The following is an 18176-nucleotide window of genomic DNA, read 5'->3' on the forward strand; positions in this document are numbered from 1 at the left end:
CTACTTTTATAAACTTTGAACTATATGATACAAGTGGAGGTAGTATTTAATGGAAGTTAGGAGAGTTCAAAAGTTCGGCAAATCTACACTTATGGTTTCTTTACCTGCAGAGTGGGTTAAGGAAGTATCTCTGAGTCCAGGGGAAAGTGTATATCTAGAAGTTGATGAGGATGGTAGTCTAAAAGTATATCCGCCTAATCTAAAGGCGGAAAGTAAGGCAAAAGAGATGAAAATAAGTATACAAAATGATAGTGTGCAAGGTGAGTTAGTAAGCAGAGTAATATACTCATTGTACATTCTAGGCTATGATAGGATAGATATAGAAAGTAAAAGTGGGATATTTACTGAGGATATATTAAGGAAAGTTAAAGATACAATAAGGAACTTGATTGGATTAGAGATTGTATCGCAAACAACAGATACAATACAAATACAATCTTTTCTTGACCCTACAAAATATACCATGAACAATCTAATTAATAGATTATCAAATTCAATAAAACAAATGCTTCACTACCTAGATCTTGGAATTAAGGAATCGAGTAGAACTTTCTTACAAGAAGTAATAGAATTAGAAAGAGAAGTAGATAGATTATATTATCTAGCTTTAAGACAATTACTATTAGCTCAAATGAATAGAAGTTTAGCCTATATGATAGGAGTTAAAAGAATACAAATAGTGGGAAACAGAATTTTAATAAAGGCAATAGAGGAGGCTGCAGATGAGATAAGTGAGATAGCATTAGATCTATTGTCATTGCATCCATCAGATCTTGAGGAAATGAAAAGACTATGGAATAAAATAAATATGTATATAGAGCAAACTTCTTCTGTAATAGACCATGCAGTAAAAGTTCTGGCGAAAGAGGATACCATACTAATAAATGAAGTAATGGAAGAATTAAGAACACTAAGAAGAGTATTAATAACCGAAGCTATAATATCAGAGGAAATGCTAAAAGAGGTCAAATCTCCTAGCTTGATCGCGGTATTACGAGCACTTAACTTAAGGTTATATAATGCAATAAGAAGAATGGAGCCTATAACTGAAATAGCGTTTAACAGAAGCATAGAAAATCAAAAAGAAATTCTAATAACAGGCTAGCTGCTTTGCAATTCGGTCAGCTGTTTAATCACGTAATCCCTTATTTCTTTTGGAGAAGGTAAAGGTTTTACAATCTTCCCATTCTCAATATATTTTTGAAGTAAGGGCTTACAGTCTGAAGTAGGAGGATTCTGATCCATAAGGGTAATAATATCATTTAACTTCCCACATCTATATACTTGCTTAGCTCCAGGCCATTTGCCTCTCTTTGTAAAAGGCACCCATTTACCATCAACAAATTTTTCTACTATATCAGCGCTGAAATCAACGCTTGGAGGAAACGCTATACTCGTTCCAACTCCAAATCCATCAACGATATCTCGAAGATTAATTATATCCTCCTCATCTATCCCTCCACTCGCAAATATCTTAACGTGGTCATAACCGTGTATCTTTAACGTCCATCTAACCTCTTGAATAATTTTTCTAAAATTACCTCTTCTACTTGATGGTGTATCCAACCTTACACCATACAATTTCTTACCGAGTAAAGTTGCCGCCTTTAAAGCCTCAGTTCTCTCATCCTCGAATGTATCAACTAAGGTTATTCTAGGAATCTCAGGAGCCATAGCCTCATCAAAAGCCTTCCAAGCTTTCACGTTGTCACCTACAACAAGCATTAACGCATGAGGCATAGTACCTGAAGGGTCAACTCCTAGATATTCCTTACTCATGGCACCGGAAACCCCGTCCATACCACCTATGTAAGCTGCCCTATCTGCCATAGGAGCTAATGCAGGGTGGAGAGATCTCAAACCAAAGAAAAATAACGTTTTGTCCATTGCGAGGTATTTAAGCCTAGCAGCTTTAGTAGATATACTAGAATAATGTCTTAGTATTCCTAGAAATGCGGTCTCATAAATTCCAAAATCCAAATAATTGCCCTCTATTATCATTACCGGCTCTATTTCTTTAAATAAGGTACCTTCTGGCATCGCGTAAACGTTAACTGGTACACCTTCCAATAAATGAAGGACCTCCTCTAAACCAGTGAAAAGAGCCCATTCATAGCCTTTAGGTAAACCATAAGAATGCACTTCCATCCTCACTTTAGCGTCTTTAATTCCGAGATACTCTAGTGTCTTTAAGGTTCTTTCAAAATAAATATCTGTAACTTTACCCTCCTTAATCTGCTTAAAATCGGCTATATAAAATTCCATTCAAGATCATATGTTATTAAAAAGGATAAATTTTAAACCTTATATACTACGAATGTAATGGAGTCTTATAATGATAACAGCTGAAATGGTACCTCCGGACCTTTTGATAAAACGACTAGCGATATATCTTAAGGAGAATGTGAAGACTGTGAACCCACCAGATTGGGCACTATTAGCTAAAACAGCTAGCTTTAAGGAAAGAGTCCCAGATAACTCAGAGGATTGGTGGTATATAAGAACTGCATCGTTATTGAGAAAACTTTACGTGAACTCGATTATTGGAATAGAAAAAACAAGAACAATCTACGGTGGAAGCAAAAGAAGGGGGACTAGGCCAGAAAAATTCGTAAAAGCTCCTGGTCATGTAAATAGATTAATATTTCAACAATTAGAAAAAGCAGGACTAGTTCAAAAAATAAAGAATAAGGGAAGAACTTTAAGTCCTAAGGGAAGGTCATTATTAGATAAATTAGCATTAGAAATCTTTAAAGAGCTGGCCGAGAATAATACTTCTTTGAAAGTATACTTAGAATAAGGGGTGAAAAAAGATGTCAGCTCCAAACTCATATGATGATGAAGAATTAGAAGAATTACTAAGAAGAAAAGCAGCACAAGAGCAAAAAAGGCTAGAAGAAGAGAGAAAAAGAAAAGCGGAACTAGAATCCCAAAAAGAGTCAATATTAAGAGTCATATTAACACCTGAGGCACGACAGAGACTAACAAATATAAAATTAGTTAAGCCTGAATTTGCTGAATCATTAGAGAATCAGTTAATTGCACTGGCACAATCTGGGAGAATAAAGGTACCAATAACAGATGAGGAATTAAAGCAAATACTAGAACAGATTTCAGAACAGAACAGACGCGATTTCAAAATACAAATAAGAGAGAGAGGATGGAAATGAGTAGAAATAAACCAGTAGCTAAGAAATTTAGATTAGCCAAAGCATTAAAAGCAAACTCTCCAATACCAATATGGATAGTGTTAAAGACCCGTGGAAGAGTTAGGTATAATCCCTTAAGAAGGAATTGGAGGAGAAATGATCTAAAGGTGTAAAAAATGAAAGAGAAGGATAATTTTGAAATGGTAATTAATCTGAGAAAAATAAAAACTGGAAAAAGGACTGGAAGAAGTAAGAGGGCAGTGAAATTCGTAAGAAAAATTGTGGCAAGGCACTTTAACGCAGATAAGGTAGTAATAGATCCACTGTTAGCTAAGTCAATATCTAAAAACGGAAATGATAAGGTAGTTAGTAAAGTTAGAGTAGTAGTTAGTAAGGTAGGAGAAAAAATATATCTTGTAAGACTTGCTATTAAAAGTAGATGAATCTGCAAAGGTTATCAATTTTTGGAACAGATAATATAGGAGTCTATATTTATACTAATAATAAATATACAGTAGTACCTAGAGGATTAGATAGTGAAACAAAAGAAAATATTGTTCAAATATTAGGAACTGAGTTAATAGAAGCGGAGATATCCAGAAGTTTTCTTTTAGGTATTTTTATAAGTGGTAATGATAACGGCATTCTTTTACCTAAATCCACAATTGATGATGAGTTCAGATTTCTGAAAGAGAATCTTAGGGACTGCAGAGTTGAGGTTCTTAATTCAAAAGTAACCGCGTTGGGAAACACAATACTCACAAATAATAAGGCAGCATTAATTTATCCTGAATTTAATGATATTGAAGAAAAGATAATAAAGGAGACCTTAGGCGTTGAAGAGATAAGAAGAGGAAAAATAGCCCAAATGATAACCGTAGGTTCTGTAGGAGTTGTAACAAATAAAGGCGGATTAGTACATGTAGATACAAGTGAGAAAGAACTAAAAGAACTGGAAAAATTATTCGGCGTAAAGATAGATATAGGCACGGTAAATTTTGGAAGCGTCTTCATTAAGAGTGGACTAGTCGCAAACGATAAAGGAACGTTAGTAGGCGCGTCAACTACGGGTCCAGAGATTTTAAGAATTCAAAAAGCATTAGGTGAATGAGATGAGTGAAATAAAGTTTTACCTTGTCAAAGGATCTGCCCTATTCGGAGAGTCCCACTATCCAGAGAAGAGAAAATTTGTAAAAATAGTTAGAGCATTGAATGAAAAACAAGCAATTGAGTATATTTATTCGTATTTTGGTAGTAAAAATAAGATAAAACGATATAACATAAAGATAGAGCAAATAAGTGAAATAAAAGAAGAAGAAATCCCAGATAGAAGGATAAGAGAATTAGCAAAGATTGATAAAATTATAATGTGATGAGACATGAGTCAAGGACAAGGAGGTATAACGTTAGACGATTTAATAGCGCAAGCAGATTACTTAAAAAGGTACATAGATTCATTACAGAGAACTCAATTAGAATTACTAGAGTCAATAAATTCGATAGATTCTGCAAAACAAGCCATAGAGACGATAAAGAGTGGAAATAAAGAAATGTTAGTCTTCATAGATAGGAAAGGATATCTTTTAGCCAAAGTAGGGGGTATAGCAGGGGAAAAGGTAACTGTCCATTTAGGTTTATCTTACTACGCGGAAGTAGATCTAGATTCAGCTATAAAAATTCTTGATAAAAGAAAAGATGAGATAAGTAAAGCAGCACAAAATCTAAATAATGAACTTCAAAAAGCTGCTAGTACATACAATCAGATAGTTGACATACTAAATCAAATACAGCAAGCTGCAGCTAGGAGACAACAAGGTGAATAAATTGTTTTGATAAAATAAGGAAAGCTTTTTCTAATTTTGTAGATAAATTAAAGGGAGAGCAAGAAGAAACAGAAAAGATCGAACAAAATATACCTACGCAAAGTATTGGTAGTAATCAACAGCAAACTAGTAATAACGTAATGAATCAGTCAACAACCAGTGAAGTAAAGGAAGAAAGTAAAGAAGAGGAGAAGAAGAGTGGCGGAAGTATTTTTGATGTTTTCAGATACAAAGAAATCAAAGAGAAAGATATTGAGGATTTCATAGAGGAATTAAGATATCAGCTACTTGAAAGTGATGTTTCTTTTGAAGTTACCGAGAAAATTCTTGAAGATCTGAAAGAAAACATAATCGGTAAAAAGGTAAGGCGAAGTGAAGATCTTGAAAGGATAGTAAAAGATTCTTTAAAAAAATCCATCACCGAAATAATAACAAAAAATAAACCAATGAATGTATTAGAAGAAATAAAGAAATCAACGAAACCTTATATAATAATATTTTTCGGAATAAATGGAGTAGGTAAAACTACAACTATTGCTAAGTTTGCATATATGCTTAAAAAAAATGGTTTATCGTGTATTATCTCAGCTTCAGATACGTTTAGAGCTGCAGCACAAGAACAATTGGAGATCCATGCAAGAAACTTGGATATACCTTTAATCAAAGGCAAATATGGAGGAGACCCTGCCTCAGTTGCTTATGACGCAATAAGGGCAGCTAAAAGCAGAGGAATAGATGTTGTATTAATAGACACTGCCGGAAGAATGCACACAGATACTGATTTAGTAAATGAACTAAAGAGAGTTGTTAATATCACCAGACCAAATCTGAAAATATTAGTTTTAGACTCTCTAGGTGGAAACGACGCATTGGAACAAGCTAAATATTTTGAAAATAATGTTGGATTCGATCTAGTAATATTGACTAAAGTTGATGCAGATGTAAAAGGTGGTGTAATATTATCGTTAGCGTATGAATTGAATAAGCCTGTTGGATATTTAGGAGTGGGTCAAACTTATGATGATCTAATTCCGTTTAATGCCGAGTGGTTCATTCAAAGATTGTTCAGTTAACTTAAATACCTTGACCCAATTATAAATTACTGTGAGTTCAAATAAGCTAATTAGCTGGTTCAGAAGGCTTAGGGAGGACTGGAATAGAATAATTACAGTAGCTAGGAAACCGGATAGGAACTTTTTCTCACTTAACCTTAAAGTTACTTTATTAGTATTAGTCGTAGTAGGTGTATTAGCTTACATAATTCAACTTGCATTGACATTAATAGGGGTGTAATTTTGTGGAAAAACCGAATATGAGAAATTATTATGCTGTAAAAGTTGTTGGAGGGCAAGAAATAAATGTAGCTTTAATGTTAGAAGAGAGGATAAAAACTAATAATATTAAAGGAATATATGCAATAATTGTTCCACCCAATTTGAAAGGATATGTAGTTCTGGAGGCAGAGGGTTTGCATATAGTTAAACCATTAATTGCTGGGATAAGGAATGCAAGAGGACTTGCACAAGGTTTACTACCTAGAGATGAGATACTAAAAATTGTATCTAAGAAAACCATAGGCCCAACCGTAAAACCTGGGGATGTAGTAGAAGTAATTTCTGGTCCCTTTAGGGGTACTCAGGCTCAAGTGGTAAGAGTTGAGGAAGCTAAAGGAGAGGTAGTGTTAAATATTTTAGAATCAGCATTTCCATTACAAGTCACAGTTCCTTTAGATCAAATTAAGGTGTCTAAAAGGTGAAGTGAATGCCCACAAAATCTATAAAAATAATGGTAGAAGGAGGTAATGTTAAGCCAGGTCCACCATTAGCACCAACACTTTCGCAGTTAGGGCTAAATGTTGGGGATGTTGTCAAGAAATTGAATGAGGCCACAAGTAGTTTTAAAGGCATGTCAGTTCCAGTAACAATAGAAGTTGATAGTAATACTAAGAAATATGAAATAAAAGTTGGAATACCTACTACTACTGCATTACTATTAAAAGAAGCTGGAGCTAGTGAACCATCTGGAGACCCTGCTCACAAGAAGATAGGTAATTTATCATTGGAACAAGTAATTAAAATAGCGATTATGAAAAAGCCGGGGTTAACTACGAAATCATTAAAGGCTGCAGTTAAGAGTATGCTAGGTACAGCTAAATCTATTGGACTAACTGTGGAAAATAAAGACCCTAAAGAACTAGTAAAAGAAGTGGAAGAAGGTAAATATGATGATTTATTAGCAAAATATGAGAATGAATGGAATGAGGTGAAAGAGTAAAATGCCAATCGTTGATAGAAATAATATTGAAGATTCCCTTAAGCTGGCATTATCTCCCGAAAACAACCCCAAGAGAAACTTTGTCCAGAGCGTAGAGATAATAGTTACATTTAAAGAAGTTGATATGAAAAAGGGGGACTTGAAGTTAAGAGAAATAGTGGTATTACCTAAGCCTCCAGAAAAGTCAAAGAAAGTTTTAGTAGTCCCAACTATTCAGCAGTTAGAGTACGCAAGGAAAGCTGAACCTAATACAATTTTAACCAAAGAAGAATTACAAAAACTACAAGGAAATAAGAGGACAATTAAAAAATTAGCTCGTCAAAATGATTGGTTTCTAGTAGCTCCAGATTCGATGGCTTTGGTAGGTAGAATATTAGGCCCAGCTTTAGGTCCCAGAGGAAAATTCCCAACACCATTACCGAATACTGCAGATATATCAGAGTATATACTGAGATTTAAAAGATCAACTTTAGTTAAGACTAAAGATCAACCCCAAACACAAGCATTCATAGGCACTGAGAACCAACAAATTGGAGATTTAGCTGAAAATGCACTAGCAGTACTAAACGTAATAGAATCTAAAGGATACGCCCAAAAGATAAGGAATATATATGTAAAAACTACTATGGGTAAGGTAGTAAAAGTAGAGTTAAGGTGAAAAGATTGGCTCTAGCCTTGAAACAGAGAAAAGTTGCCAGCTGGAAGCTTGAAGAAGTTAAAGAATTAACTGAACTTATTAAAAATAATAATACTATATTAATTGGAAGTCTTGAAGGTTTCCCAGCAGACAAATTACACGAAATTAGGAAGAAATTAAGAGGAAAAGCTACAATAAAGGTAACTAAGAACACTTTATTCAAGATAGCTGCTAAAAATGCTGGTATAAATACAGAAAAACTTGAGCAATATTTAACTGGCCCAAACGTCTTCATATTTACTAAAGATAACCCATTCCTAACTAACATGTTCTTCGAAAATTATAAACTGAGAAGGTACGCAATGCCAGGGGATAAGGCTGAAGAGGAGGTTGTAATTCCTGCGGGAGATACTGGAATGCCTGCTGGACCAATATTAAGCGTATTTGGAAAGTTAAAGGTACAAACGAAGGTACAAGATGGTAAGGTACACGTAGTAAAAGATACCGTAGTAGCAAAAGCTGGTGATGTAATTCCGACAGAAGCTTTACCAATTTTACAGAAACTTGGAATAATGCCAGTGTACGTCAAATTAAAAATAAAAGTAGCGTATCATGAGGGTTTAGTAATTCCCGCAGAAAATCTAAAACTTGATTTAGAAGGTTATAGGAGTAATATAGCTGAAGCTTATAGGAATGCATTTACTCTTGCAGTAGAAATAGCGTATCCAGTTCCTGACGTATTAAAGTTTACAATAAGCAAGGTATTCAAGAATGCGATTGCGTTAGCATCTGAGATAGGATACCTTACACCAGAATCAGCCCAAGCAGTAATATCTAAAGCTGTTGCTAAAGCATATGCATTGGCTACAGCTATCAGTAGAAAAGTAGATTTAGGAGTACAATTACCTGCAGCACAACATACCCAAACCCAACAATCAACAGCTGAAGAGAAGAAAGAAGAAAAGAAAGAAGAAGAAAAGAAAGGACCAAGCGAAGAAGAAATTGGAAGTGGGCTTGCATCCTTATTTGGATGATAAAAATTTATATAACCTAAGACAAAAATGTGGAGTGTGAATAAGAATGGAGTACATATATGCGAGTCTCCTATTACACTCAGCCAAGAAGGAAATAAATGAAGATACACTAAAGAATATACTAACTGCAGCTGGAATAAGCGTAGATGAGGTAAGATTAAAAGCTGTAGTAGCTGCATTAAAAGAAGTGAACATAGATGAAGTATTAAAGAACGCAGCTGCCATGCCAGTAGCAGTAGCCGCACAACCACAAGCAGCTCAAGCACAGCCTGCAGCTGAAGAGAAGAAAGAAGAAAAGAAAGAAGAAGAAAAGAAAGGACCAAGCGAAGAAGAAATTGCGAGCGGGTTAGCCTCCCTATTCGGTTAAGGCTTTGTTAAGGATAACGAAACAATCTTTTAATGTAGAGATACTAATTCAATACTTTTTAAGGGACAACATTTTAGATTTGTTTTTGTTATGTGGAATATACTTTTTAGGTTAGTTTCTTTAGAGAGAAATCTTAAATGAAATTAAAAACGAATATCTACTCTAGAATCCCATTACGGGAGAAGTCAGTTTTTAAACTTTAGATACTTTTCTTTTTATTGTATGAAAGCTAGTGAAGAGGAGTACAGACTGAATTTCTTTATCAAGAATGATTTCAAGCGAAAAATATGCAAATCATGCAAAACACCATTTTGGACTAGGGATGAAAAGAAAGAATATTGTTCAGACATACCTTGTACAGACTACTACTTTTTTGACATAAATATAAAAAGCCAACCCTTGACTGTCAAGGAAGCTAGAGAGAAATTCCTCTCATTCTTCGAACAGAGAGGACATACACGAATACCTCCTAAACCAGTTTTGGCTAGATGGAGAGAGGACTTATACCTAACAATAGCAAGTATAGTTGATTTCCAGCCACATGTAACTAGTGGCTTAGTTCCCCCACCCGCAAATCCACTAGTAGTGTCGCAGCCCTCAATAAGATTAGAGGATATAGATAATGTCGGAATAACCTTTGGAAGACATTTAACTACTTTCGAAATGGCCGCACATCACGCATTCAACTATCCAGACCATTATGTGTATTGGAAGGACGAAACGACAGCGTATGCTACAGAATTCTTCACAAAAGAGTTAGGAATACCAGAAGAGGAATTGAACTTCAAAGAATCTTGGTGGGAAGGGGGAGGAAATGCTGGACCTTGCTTAGAAGTTACAGTAGGTGGATTAGAGCTAGCCACACTAGTATTTATGCAATACAAGATAACCGATAATGGTGATTATACTCCACTCAAATTGAAAATTGTAGATACCGGATATGGTGTAGAAAGAATTGCATGGATAACACAAAAGACTCCCTCGGCATTTCACGCAATATATGGTAATTTAGTATACAAATTCTTTAACAAAATAGGCGTAGCTTATATAGATGAGACATTACTAAAAGTAGCATCTAGATTTGCAGGCAAAATAGACCCAGATAATCCAGATACTATAAAAATTCATAGACAAATGGTTAGCAAGGAATTAGGAATTGATATTAAAGCTGTTGAAGAAGAATTGGATAGGGCAGCTAAGGTATTTCAGATCTTAGACCATACGAAGACAATAATGTTAATGCTAGCTGATGGTCTAGTTCCTTCCAACTCTGGTGAAGGATATCTTGGCAGACTCGTTATAAGAAGAGCCTTAAAAGTACTAAGATTACTTAAATCGGATGTAAGACTTTATGAACTAGTAAAAGAGCAAATAGACTTCTGGAAGGAAGATTTCCCTCAAGTATTAAAGAACAAAGATTACATATTAGACGCGGTAGAATTAGAACAACAGAGATTTGAAAAGATTTTGGAAAAAGTTCCATCTATAGCCTTAACTTTAGCTAGAAAGAGCGAAATAACAATAGAAGATTTAATACAAGTCTACGATTCTAATGGTATTCCTCCAGATCTACTAGAAGAGGAACTAAAGAAAAAGAGTGTGAAATTTGAACTACCGCGTAACTTTTACGCGTTAGTGGCTAAGAGACATCAAACCTCAACAATCAAAAGTGTATATGACAAAGTTAAATTGCCCAAGGATTTGTTAGAATATATCACTGCGCTACAGCCAACTGAAAAATTATACTATAAAGACCAGTATATGAGATCTTTTGAAGGTAAAGTGTTGGGAATTTATAAAAACTATCTGATTTTAGATAAGACCACATTCTATCCAGAGGGAGGAGGCCAATTAGGTGATACTGGCCTCATAATTGATGAAAAAAGTAGTAAAAGATATGAAGTCATAGATACGCAGAAAGTAAATGATGTGATAGTACATATACTAAAGGAGGAGCCATCAACAATAAAGGTTGGAGATAATGTAAGAGGGGAAATTAATTGGGAAAGAAGATATCGTTTAATGAGACATCACACAGTAACACATGTAATACTTGCAGCTGCTAAAAAAGTATTAGGTGAGCATGTATGGCAAGCTGGAGCTGAAAAGACACCGGAAAAAGGAAGACTAGATATCACTCATCATAAGACTTTAACTGAGGAAGAGGTTAAGCTAATAGAAAACTACGCAAATAGTGTGATATCTGACAGAAGACCAGTTAAACCTTTAGAAATGAACAGAATGGAAGCTGAAATGAAATATGGAGTATCCATATATGAGGGTGGAGTACCTAATTCTGCAACAATCAGATTGTTAGAGATAAAGGACTGGGATATAGAGAGTTGTGGAGGAACTCATGTAAGTAATACTAGTGAGATAGGAGCTGTGAAGATAATCAACGTGGAGAGAATACAAGATGGTGTAATAAGACTTGAATATGTTGCGGGACCAGCATTAGTTGACTATATTAGGGAAACTGAAGCGAAAATCGCTGAAGCTTCGAAAATAATAGGTACTTCTCCAGATCAACTAACCAGTAGATTAAGAAGAATACTTAATGAAGTTGAGGAGAAAAATAATTTAATAATCCAATATAGAAGAATAATTGAAACTGAATTACTAAATAATCTAAAGCCTTACGAAATTAACGGCAATAAAATATACATCATAGAGGGATTAGGTGACGAAGAGGAAAACAGGGAGATACTACGGAAATTAACTTCTACAGATAATACTATTGCAATATCCATCTCAGATAATAGATTACAAATTGCCACATCTAAAAACATGAGAGTAGATAAGATAGTAGAAGAATTACTAAAGGGAGGAGGAAAAGGAGGAGGAAAAGGCACATTTGCAAACGTAATTCTAAATAGTAAAAAGAGTAAAGAAGAAATAATAGAGATAGTGAGAAAATCACTATAAGAGAATATTATGCATTTCACAGATGTTTTTAGGGAAGCTTACATAGATTATAAATATTTTTTAAATAGAGATTATTCTAGAAAGGTTGTCCTTGATGTAATAGCTGCTAGATATAACTTATCCAGCTTAGAACGACTCTTACTATATCGTTGCGTACATTCCGATAAGGAAATAGAAATAATTAAAGGAAAAATAAACAATGAAGAAAGAGAAGTTATTCTAGATGGATATAATTTGGCTTTAACACTAATTTCTGCGATAAATAATGAGGAGTTATACCTATGTGATGATGGTTTCTTTAGAGATCTAGGCTTAGGAAGACATAAATCTAGTGAGATAATATCCGATATATTGATGCTAATTTCTGAATATTGCGAGAAACATAGAATAAAATGCGAGATAATACTTGATAAACAGTTGAGTAACAGTGGCGAGATAGCAAGCAGATTAAGGAAAAAAGGTATAGAAATAAGAACTGTTAACAAGGCTGATAAAGAGATAATAATTTCAAATAAAGCTGTTTATAGTAACGATTTCGTAATCTTGTTTAAGTCACAAAAAATTTCCACTATCTTAAACAATATATTTTTCGAAGGCGGGTTTAAGATACTTAAGGGACCTTGGATTGTTAATCTTGAAGAAAAACTTTAATGGGATTATAGTAATCTAATAATTGGACCCGTAGCTCAGCCAGGATAGAGCGCCGGCCTCCTAACTTTCGGAAGAAAGCCGGTGGTCGCGGGTTCGAATCCCGCCGGGTCCGCACATTATCATAATGTGTTTATAACTGAAAACTTTACCCTTTAGGGCAGATAGGAAGTCAGCTTCTGCTATAAAAACCTTCACATAATATATTATGACTTTCTCTATCAGTAATATAGAACTTCAATAGCATGTAATAATTATATAAAACTATCATTATAATAATTATTGATAGTGAAAAGTATAAGTAGATTATACTTACATGATGCTTAATTTTAAATTCAAACTGAAAAGTATATATCTTGATTGAAATGTTAGGGATAAAAATACCGTTGAGGAAAACTACCATACTACCAGTATTAAGCTTTACATTATCTTCCTACTTCCTTATCAATTTCATTTTTTATCTACAATATACAGATTATACTGGGTTAGTGGAGTTCCTATTAATAGGTGCTCCATTCGTAGGAAGAGCGATAACTCCAATAACATATCCTTTTCTAATGACAAAAATGGACATTGAGAGAATAGCTTATCTCTCGTTGGGAAATATGGCTATTTTAGATATAGTGGAATTTTTTATGACTTCAAATACCCTTGTACTAATTCCATTAAGGGTAGCAACGGGAATTCTATTCGGTTTAGCTACATCAGCAGCAGTAGAACTTGCAACTCAGAGTAGGAGCAAAATAATTGTAGGAATGACAATGGGCGGATGGGCATTAGGATGGATACTGGCCGCACTCATATCATTCCTAGTGGGAAAAATGATACTTATAGCAAGCTCTTTTTCATTAGTATTTTTCTTTCTAATCAAGAGATCTAATACTGATAAGAGATTATTCTCCTATCCAGGAAATATAGGTATAGCGTTCTCGTGGAAAGCATTGTTAATATTTTTACTTGGATTTGAACCAGCATATATATTGCAGCTAACTCCATCACTATTAGGAGAAAGTAATGCAATAGAGGAAACTATAATCGCGTATTCCATTTCATTTATAGCATATATAATTCTACCAGCTATCAGAAACATTAGAATTACATCACTTCTGAGTTCTCTAATTATAGGAATTTTGGGATTTGCATCATTTATTACGCTTAAAGTATGGATATTGATACCTTTTACCGTATTGGGATTGGGTCTTAATTCGTTATTGCCTATTATAATTAGATCAATGAAAGTTGAAGTAACGAAAATAGGGCCTAGTATGAACCTAGCCTCATTAAGCGGATTTTTAATACCGTCTTTGGTTAGTATTGGAGATATAGAAATAAACTCAGCAATATTAACTCTAATATCCTCGATTTCACTTGGAGCCATAATATACAAAAATCTCAAGATTACAACCTAGGTTTAACCGCAATTAAGAAGTTAATTTCAAATGCAAGTAACTAGATTTGGGTAAAAACTTTTTAAATAAGTTTCAACTTTCTTCTCGATCCAAAATGGCAGATATGAAAACTATTGCATTCTCTATAGTAGCAATAGTTTTAATTGTAATAGCAGCTGTGGGTTTTTATGAATATTCAGTAGCAAACTCGAGATACATTAACGCATATAATGAGTATCAGAGCGAAAATAGCCAATACATGGCATTACAAGGAAACTATACTAAATTAAATCAAACATATTCACAGCTAGCTTCCCAGTACAAAGTACTAGAAGGTATGTATAATGCAGTACTAGCAGAGGCTCAGAATAATTACACCCTATATAAGCAAGCAGAAACAAACTATACTTATTATAAGACCTTATATGAACAAATGTTACAACAAATCAGTAAATTAAACATTTCGGGATATAAACCTGGCGCAGCTCTATCCACAGTATTACAATTCTATGATGGCATTGCGATAGAATCTCCATCAGATGTTGTTCCTTTGTTAGCAACTAACTTTACTGCATACATAATGGGTCAGCCGTTTGCCGGAACATACAACTTAACTAAATTTAATACAACTTGGCTAGCTAACTTCTTCGGAACCTATGAGACAGTATACTTCTACACCACTACATTACCCACTGTAACCCAAATTAATGGAAACACGTTCAATGTAACTGACGTTGTGCAATACTTTGTAGCACCCACCGCAGATCCAGTATACTTACAAGTCTTTAATGCTAGTAATACTATAATAGTACAGTACATTCACGGAGTTCCGGAAATTACTGAACTAATGTGGAAAGGGAATGAGGTACCTCCATTAACTGTAATTGCAGGATATCCATCTCAACACTCAATACAAGCAAATCAGGTACTTGATGAGTTCTTGTCACAGATGAACGCATTAGGAGCGGAATTTCCAGGTAATACGATAGCAAAGAACTTCGCTCCAAATGCACAATTAGTGTTAATTGGACAATTACCTCCGGTATTTAAAGCGGGAACTTATACTGGAGTTTCTAGTATAGCAAACGTTTTCAACACTTGGGACCAATACTTCATCTTTGCCTTAACATATGTGCAAAATCTTTTACCCAACGGAACAGCTATTCCACCAACAGTTAAAGTATATTTATCTCCATCAAATGCGACTGCTGAAGTTATAGCTAACGACACAGTATTCTATGGATTTGTAAATCAAGGTGAACCTAACTTCCCAATGATATATGATCTACATGTTGCAATAACCGCATATTTCGTTTACAATACCACTACAGCTAGCTGGCAAATAACTAAGGAAGTATGGAACTCAACTGAAGTTAATGCATTATCTGACACAATTTACTATAACTTAAACGAGCCAATTATGAAAGTTAATGGAGAAGAAACTGTTACTGTAAACGCTACTAGCGGTCAAGGATATACATTGCAAGTTGGCAATATTATAGTAATAGTGAAACCAAATACTTATGCAGCATTAGCCAATGGTACAATGTTATCTGTATATAATTTTTCATTAGTAACCTTTAGCCTAGAAGCTATATATTCACCTCCTACTGCTTTAAACTTAACTCCACTTTATGCGTTCGCCTTTGCTGTAAATAATCAGATAACACCGGGTATTTCATTAGTAACAATGAGTAACGGAAAGGTTGTAGCGCAACCACCGATAACAGTTGTATGGGGAGCTCCAAGTACTTGGACTTCATGGACTTGGTTTGGTGGAACATTTAATGGTACTGCATACATAGGTGGAAGCTACAAGTTTGTAGATCACTGGCTGTACGGAAATGATGTAATGGTTAACACACAGTTCTTCAAACCAGTTATATGGATATTCGAATCAGCACCAACTCCAGTTGCGCAAACACCTAAACCAGTACAAGTGAGTGTAGGTAGCGCGTATGGACTAACTCCAGTTAACGTATATAGCTACGAAATAAATGGCACACAAGGAGGAGTAGCAGTAGCTGGTAACATGATAGTTGCAATACAGCCAAACACTAAGATAGTAACACCTAGTGGTAACTTGACCGTATTTAACTTCTCAGTAGTATTCTACAATCCAGCAAATGGAGGAACAGCACCGAATGGGCAAGTGCCAATATTAGCTTTCGCCTATGCTATAAACGGAAATGTGACATTTAGTTATTCATCAGTAAACTCGGTCACTGGCCTAGCTAATCCATTTATAACTGTAATATTCACGCCAAGCCAGAATGTATCGATGTGGACATGGGGAGCTAAGGGCTACATATTTAAGGATCCAATAATAATAGGAAACGGCGTAGTGGTTAACTTAACATTCTTTAAACCAGTACCTTGGATATTGACAGCGCCAGCGATATCTTCTTCATCAAGTACATCGATGAGTTCGTCCTCTTCTTCAACTTCTACTACAACCTCAACATCTACTCCATACTGGGGATAAATATTTAAAGCATAAGCCTTCTCGTAGAAAGATAATCTTTTTTCTTCACATTCTCCTTTTTCTATTATGATAATTATCACGTCCATCAATAATAATATCGTAGAAGGTCTTGTAGGTGCTAGATGTGCAGCTGGTTACTATAAGGTAAAGATAAAAATTAATGAGTTTAAAATTGTTGATTCTGAGTGTGAGTGTGGACAAAAATTTTGTAGACATACCGTACAGCTATATTTACACTACATGAGAGTGAAGAATAATGCTAATCATCATAAGACCATCGGGTGAAATTGCGCTAAAATCTCCCAGATCCAGAAGAAATTTTGAGCACACGCTAGCCAATAATATAAGAAGTGTTATAAAAGAAGGGAAAATATGGAGATCGCAAGGCGTATTATTTTTAGAAGTTAACGATGACAATAAGAACATAGAGGAGCTTAGTAAGGTATTTGGGATATCCTCCTTTTCACCAGTTATGTCGATTAAATCTTACAATAATAATTTAGAAGATATTATTAGCAAAGCTAAGGAAGTCTTTGCTGAAATAGTCAAAGGTAAGATTTTTGCTGTAAGAGCTAAAAGAATAGGTTCTCATAATTTTACCAGTTTAGATGTACAACGGAAAGTTGGTGAAGCTTTATATCCATTTTCCAGAGGAGTTAATCTAGAGAATCCTGAAGTTGAGGTATTCATAGAAATTAGGAATGATATAGCGTATTTTTATCATAAAATTATTAAGGGCCCTAAAGGGTTGCCTGTTGGAGTAGCTGGAAAGACCGTTGTGTTGTTTTCTGGAGGAATTGATTCGCCCGTAGCCACATGGATGATGATGAAAAGAGGTTCAATTCCCATTATTTTAAACTTCAATTTAGGAGGAAGCGTACATAGGAAGTTTGTATTGGAAGAATTAAGTGTCCTTAGAAAATGGAGCGGAGGACATAAATTAGAACTATTTATCGTAAATGGTACAGACGTGTTAATTAAATTATCGCAGATTGAGAAAAGAAATCGTGTGGTCATGTTAAAGCGAGTAATGTATAAGGTAGCTGAAAGGTTATGTAATAAGGCAAACGCTAAATCGATAACCACCGGGGAATCTCTGTCACAAGTCTCATCACAAACTATGACTAATTTATACGTAACTGAATACGGGATAAAATATCCAATTTTTAGACCTTTAATTGGATTTGATAAAGAAGAGATTGTCGAACTTGCAAGGAAAATTGGAACTTATGAATATTCAATAAAACTCCCAGAATATTGTGCAATATCAGCTAAAGCTAGGACGTCTGTAGAACTTGATGAAGTACTAAAGGATGAGGAGAAACTAAACATTGATTACGAGAAAGTACTTGAAAACTCAGAGGTAATTGAAATATGATCAGCCCTCACACGCGTACATCATTTATCAGTCCGGGGTTCTCACATCACCTAACCATAAATGACGAA

22 protein-coding genes and 1 tRNA gene are annotated in these 18176 nt (G+C 34.8%); 22 read left to right on the forward strand and 1 reads right to left on the reverse strand.

What is annotated here, in order from left to right:
- Nucleotides 1–49 precede the first annotated feature (49 nt).
- On the forward strand, nt 50–1105 hold the full coding sequence (locus J5U23_RS14955) for a phosphate signaling complex PhoU family protein (RefSeq protein WP_218258854.1): 1056 nt from the start codon (nt 50–52) through the stop codon (nt 1103–1105).
- On the opposite strand, the gene J5U23_RS14960 is transcribed toward J5U23_RS14955, so the two are convergent.
- Entirely contained in the window at nt 1102–2265 is a 1164-nt protein-coding gene (locus J5U23_RS14960; protein WP_218266542.1) for a nicotinate phosphoribosyltransferase, read from the reverse strand. The two genes, J5U23_RS14955 and J5U23_RS14960, sit on opposite strands and share 4 nt — an antisense overlap.
- 70 nt (nt 2266–2335) lie before the next feature.
- Between J5U23_RS14960 and J5U23_RS14965 the strand changes: the two genes are divergently transcribed.
- From J5U23_RS14965 to thiI, 21 genes are all read left to right on the forward strand, one after another.
- Entirely contained in the window at nt 2336–2800 is a 465-nt protein-coding gene (locus J5U23_RS14965) for a 30S ribosomal protein S19e (protein WP_218266543.1), read from the forward strand.
- 13 nt (nt 2801–2813) lie between these two features.
- A complete protein-coding gene (locus J5U23_RS14970; RefSeq protein ID WP_014512806.1) occupies nt 2814–3170 on the forward strand; it encodes a DNA-binding protein in 357 nt (118 codons plus the stop codon).
- Entirely contained in the window at nt 3167–3322 is a 156-nt protein-coding gene (locus J5U23_RS14975) for a 50S ribosomal protein L39e (protein WP_009990648.1), read from the forward strand. Before J5U23_RS14970 ends, J5U23_RS14975 begins: the two co-directional genes overlap by 4 nt.
- 3 nt (nt 3323–3325) lie before the next feature.
- A complete protein-coding gene (locus J5U23_RS14980; RefSeq protein WP_012711730.1) occupies nt 3326–3592 on the forward strand; it encodes a 50S ribosomal protein L31e in 267 nt (88 codons plus the stop codon).
- Entirely contained in the window at nt 3589–4260 is a 672-nt protein-coding gene (locus J5U23_RS14985; RefSeq protein WP_218266544.1) for a translation initiation factor IF-6, read from the forward strand. Before J5U23_RS14980 ends, J5U23_RS14985 begins: the two co-directional genes overlap by 4 nt.
- Before the next feature lies 1 nt (nt 4261).
- The gene (gene rpl18a, locus J5U23_RS14990; protein ID WP_012711732.1) at nt 4262–4522 is read left to right on the forward strand and encodes a 50S ribosomal protein L18Ae; all 261 of its coding nucleotides are present in this window, start codon (nt 4262–4264) and stop codon (nt 4520–4522) included.
- A 6-nt stretch (nt 4523–4528) separates the two neighbouring features.
- On the forward strand, nt 4529–4972 hold the full coding sequence (pfdA, locus tag J5U23_RS14995) for a prefoldin subunit alpha (RefSeq protein WP_218258859.1): 444 nt from the start codon (nt 4529–4531) through the stop codon (nt 4970–4972).
- A gap of 140 nt (nt 4973–5112) precedes the next feature.
- Entirely contained in the window at nt 5113–6045 is a 933-nt protein-coding gene (gene ftsY, locus J5U23_RS15000) for a signal recognition particle-docking protein FtsY (RefSeq protein WP_218266545.1), read from the forward strand.
- Between the two features lie 31 nt (nt 6046–6076).
- A complete protein-coding gene (locus J5U23_RS15005; RefSeq protein WP_012711734.1) occupies nt 6077–6265 on the forward strand; it encodes a protein translocase SEC61 complex subunit gamma in 189 nt (62 codons plus the stop codon).
- Between the two features lie 4 nt (nt 6266–6269).
- Nucleotides 6270–6728, forward strand: coding sequence for a transcription elongation factor Spt5 (locus J5U23_RS15010; protein ID WP_012711735.1), 459 nt, complete (start codon nt 6270–6272; stop codon nt 6726–6728).
- Between the two features lie 5 nt (nt 6729–6733).
- On the forward strand, nt 6734–7246 hold the full coding sequence (locus tag J5U23_RS15015; RefSeq protein ID WP_218258861.1) for a 50S ribosomal protein L11: 513 nt from the start codon (nt 6734–6736) through the stop codon (nt 7244–7246).
- A 1-nt stretch (nt 7247) separates the two neighbouring features.
- Entirely contained in the window at nt 7248–7904 is a 657-nt protein-coding gene (locus tag J5U23_RS15020) for a 50S ribosomal protein L1 (protein WP_218266546.1), read from the forward strand.
- Nucleotides 7901–8917, forward strand: coding sequence for a 50S ribosomal protein L10 (locus tag J5U23_RS15025; protein ID WP_218266547.1), 1017 nt, complete (start codon nt 7901–7903; stop codon nt 8915–8917). The genes J5U23_RS15020 and J5U23_RS15025 overlap by 4 nt, the downstream gene beginning before the upstream one ends.
- A 46-nt stretch (nt 8918–8963) precedes the next feature.
- Complete coding sequence (gene rpl12p / locus J5U23_RS15030; protein ID WP_012711739.1) at nt 8964–9284, forward strand: 50S ribosomal protein P1; 321 nt, start codon at nt 8964–8966, stop codon at nt 9282–9284.
- A gap of 222 nt (nt 9285–9506) precedes the next feature.
- The gene (alaS, locus tag J5U23_RS15035; protein ID WP_218266548.1) at nt 9507–12209 is read left to right on the forward strand and encodes an alanine--tRNA ligase; all 2703 of its coding nucleotides are present in this window, start codon (nt 9507–9509) and stop codon (nt 12207–12209) included.
- 9 nt (nt 12210–12218) lie between these two features.
- Entirely contained in the window at nt 12219–12860 is a 642-nt protein-coding gene (locus tag J5U23_RS15040; RefSeq protein ID WP_218266549.1) for a DUF434 domain-containing protein, read from the forward strand.
- 24 nt (nt 12861–12884) lie between these two features.
- Nucleotides 12885–12972 (forward strand) — tRNA-Arg (locus J5U23_RS15045).
- A 250-nt stretch (nt 12973–13222) separates the two neighbouring features.
- Nucleotides 13223–14266: a transporter gene (locus J5U23_RS15050; protein WP_218267560.1), complete on the forward strand. Its 1044-nt coding sequence runs from the start codon at nt 13223–13225 to the stop codon at nt 14264–14266.
- Nucleotides 14267–14360: 94 nt separating this feature from the next.
- The gene (locus J5U23_RS15055) at nt 14361–16730 is read left to right on the forward strand and encodes a hypothetical protein (RefSeq protein ID WP_218266550.1); all 2370 of its coding nucleotides are present in this window, start codon (nt 14361–14363) and stop codon (nt 16728–16730) included.
- A 66-nt stretch (nt 16731–16796) separates the two neighbouring features.
- Nucleotides 16797–17015 (forward strand): hypothetical protein, encoded by a 219-nt coding sequence (locus J5U23_RS15060; protein ID WP_012736062.1) that lies wholly within the window; start codon nt 16797–16799, stop codon nt 17013–17015.
- Nucleotides 16987–18108: a tRNA uracil 4-sulfurtransferase ThiI gene (gene thiI, locus J5U23_RS15065; RefSeq protein ID WP_218266551.1), complete on the forward strand. Its 1122-nt coding sequence runs from the start codon at nt 16987–16989 to the stop codon at nt 18106–18108. Before J5U23_RS15060 ends, thiI begins: the two co-directional genes overlap by 29 nt.
- Nucleotides 18109–18176 lie beyond the last annotated feature (68 nt).

Source organism: Saccharolobus shibatae B12 (genome assembly GCF_019175345.1).
GTDB classification, from domain to species: Archaea; Thermoproteota; Thermoprotei_A; order Sulfolobales; family Sulfolobaceae; genus Saccharolobus; species Saccharolobus shibatae.

Excerpts from the sequence above, each read along its gene's own strand:
- J5U23_RS14955 (WP_218258854.1), top strand. The coding sequence starts at position 50 with ATGGAAGTTAGGAGAGTTCAAAAGTTCGGCAAATCTACACTTATGGTT.
- J5U23_RS14960 (WP_218266542.1), bottom strand. The coding sequence starts at position 2,265 with ATGGAATTTTATATAGCCGATTTTAAGCAGATTAAGGAGGGTAAAGTT.
- J5U23_RS14965 (WP_218266543.1), top strand. The coding sequence starts at position 2,336 with ATGATAACAGCTGAAATGGTACCTCCGGACCTTTTGATAAAACGACTA.
- J5U23_RS14970 (WP_014512806.1), top strand. The coding sequence starts at position 2,814 with ATGTCAGCTCCAAACTCATATGATGATGAAGAATTAGAAGAATTACTA.
- J5U23_RS14975 (WP_009990648.1), top strand. The coding sequence starts at position 3,167 with ATGAGTAGAAATAAACCAGTAGCTAAGAAATTTAGATTAGCCAAAGCA.
- J5U23_RS14980 (WP_012711730.1), top strand. The coding sequence starts at position 3,326 with ATGAAAGAGAAGGATAATTTTGAAATGGTAATTAATCTGAGAAAAATA.
- J5U23_RS14985 (WP_218266544.1), top strand. The coding sequence starts at position 3,589 with ATGAATCTGCAAAGGTTATCAATTTTTGGAACAGATAATATAGGAGTC.
- rpl18a (WP_012711732.1), top strand. The coding sequence starts at position 4,262 with ATGAGTGAAATAAAGTTTTACCTTGTCAAAGGATCTGCCCTATTCGGA.
- pfdA (WP_218258859.1), top strand. The coding sequence starts at position 4,529 with ATGAGTCAAGGACAAGGAGGTATAACGTTAGACGATTTAATAGCGCAA.
- ftsY (WP_218266545.1), top strand. The coding sequence starts at position 5,113 with ATGAATCAGTCAACAACCAGTGAAGTAAAGGAAGAAAGTAAAGAAGAG.
- J5U23_RS15015 (WP_218258861.1), top strand. The coding sequence starts at position 6,734 with ATGCCCACAAAATCTATAAAAATAATGGTAGAAGGAGGTAATGTTAAG.
- J5U23_RS15020 (WP_218266546.1), top strand. The coding sequence starts at position 7,248 with ATGCCAATCGTTGATAGAAATAATATTGAAGATTCCCTTAAGCTGGCA.
- rpl12p (WP_012711739.1), top strand. The coding sequence starts at position 8,964 with ATGGAGTACATATATGCGAGTCTCCTATTACACTCAGCCAAGAAGGAA.
- alaS (WP_218266548.1), top strand. The coding sequence starts at position 9,507 with ATGAAAGCTAGTGAAGAGGAGTACAGACTGAATTTCTTTATCAAGAAT.
- J5U23_RS15040 (WP_218266549.1), top strand. The coding sequence starts at position 12,219 with ATGCATTTCACAGATGTTTTTAGGGAAGCTTACATAGATTATAAATAT.
- J5U23_RS15050 (WP_218267560.1), top strand. The coding sequence starts at position 13,223 with ATGTTAGGGATAAAAATACCGTTGAGGAAAACTACCATACTACCAGTA.
- J5U23_RS15055 (WP_218266550.1), top strand. The coding sequence starts at position 14,361 with ATGGCAGATATGAAAACTATTGCATTCTCTATAGTAGCAATAGTTTTA.
- J5U23_RS15060 (WP_012736062.1), top strand. The coding sequence starts at position 16,797 with ATGATAATTATCACGTCCATCAATAATAATATCGTAGAAGGTCTTGTA.
- thiI (WP_218266551.1), top strand. The coding sequence starts at position 16,987 with ATGCTAATCATCATAAGACCATCGGGTGAAATTGCGCTAAAATCTCCC.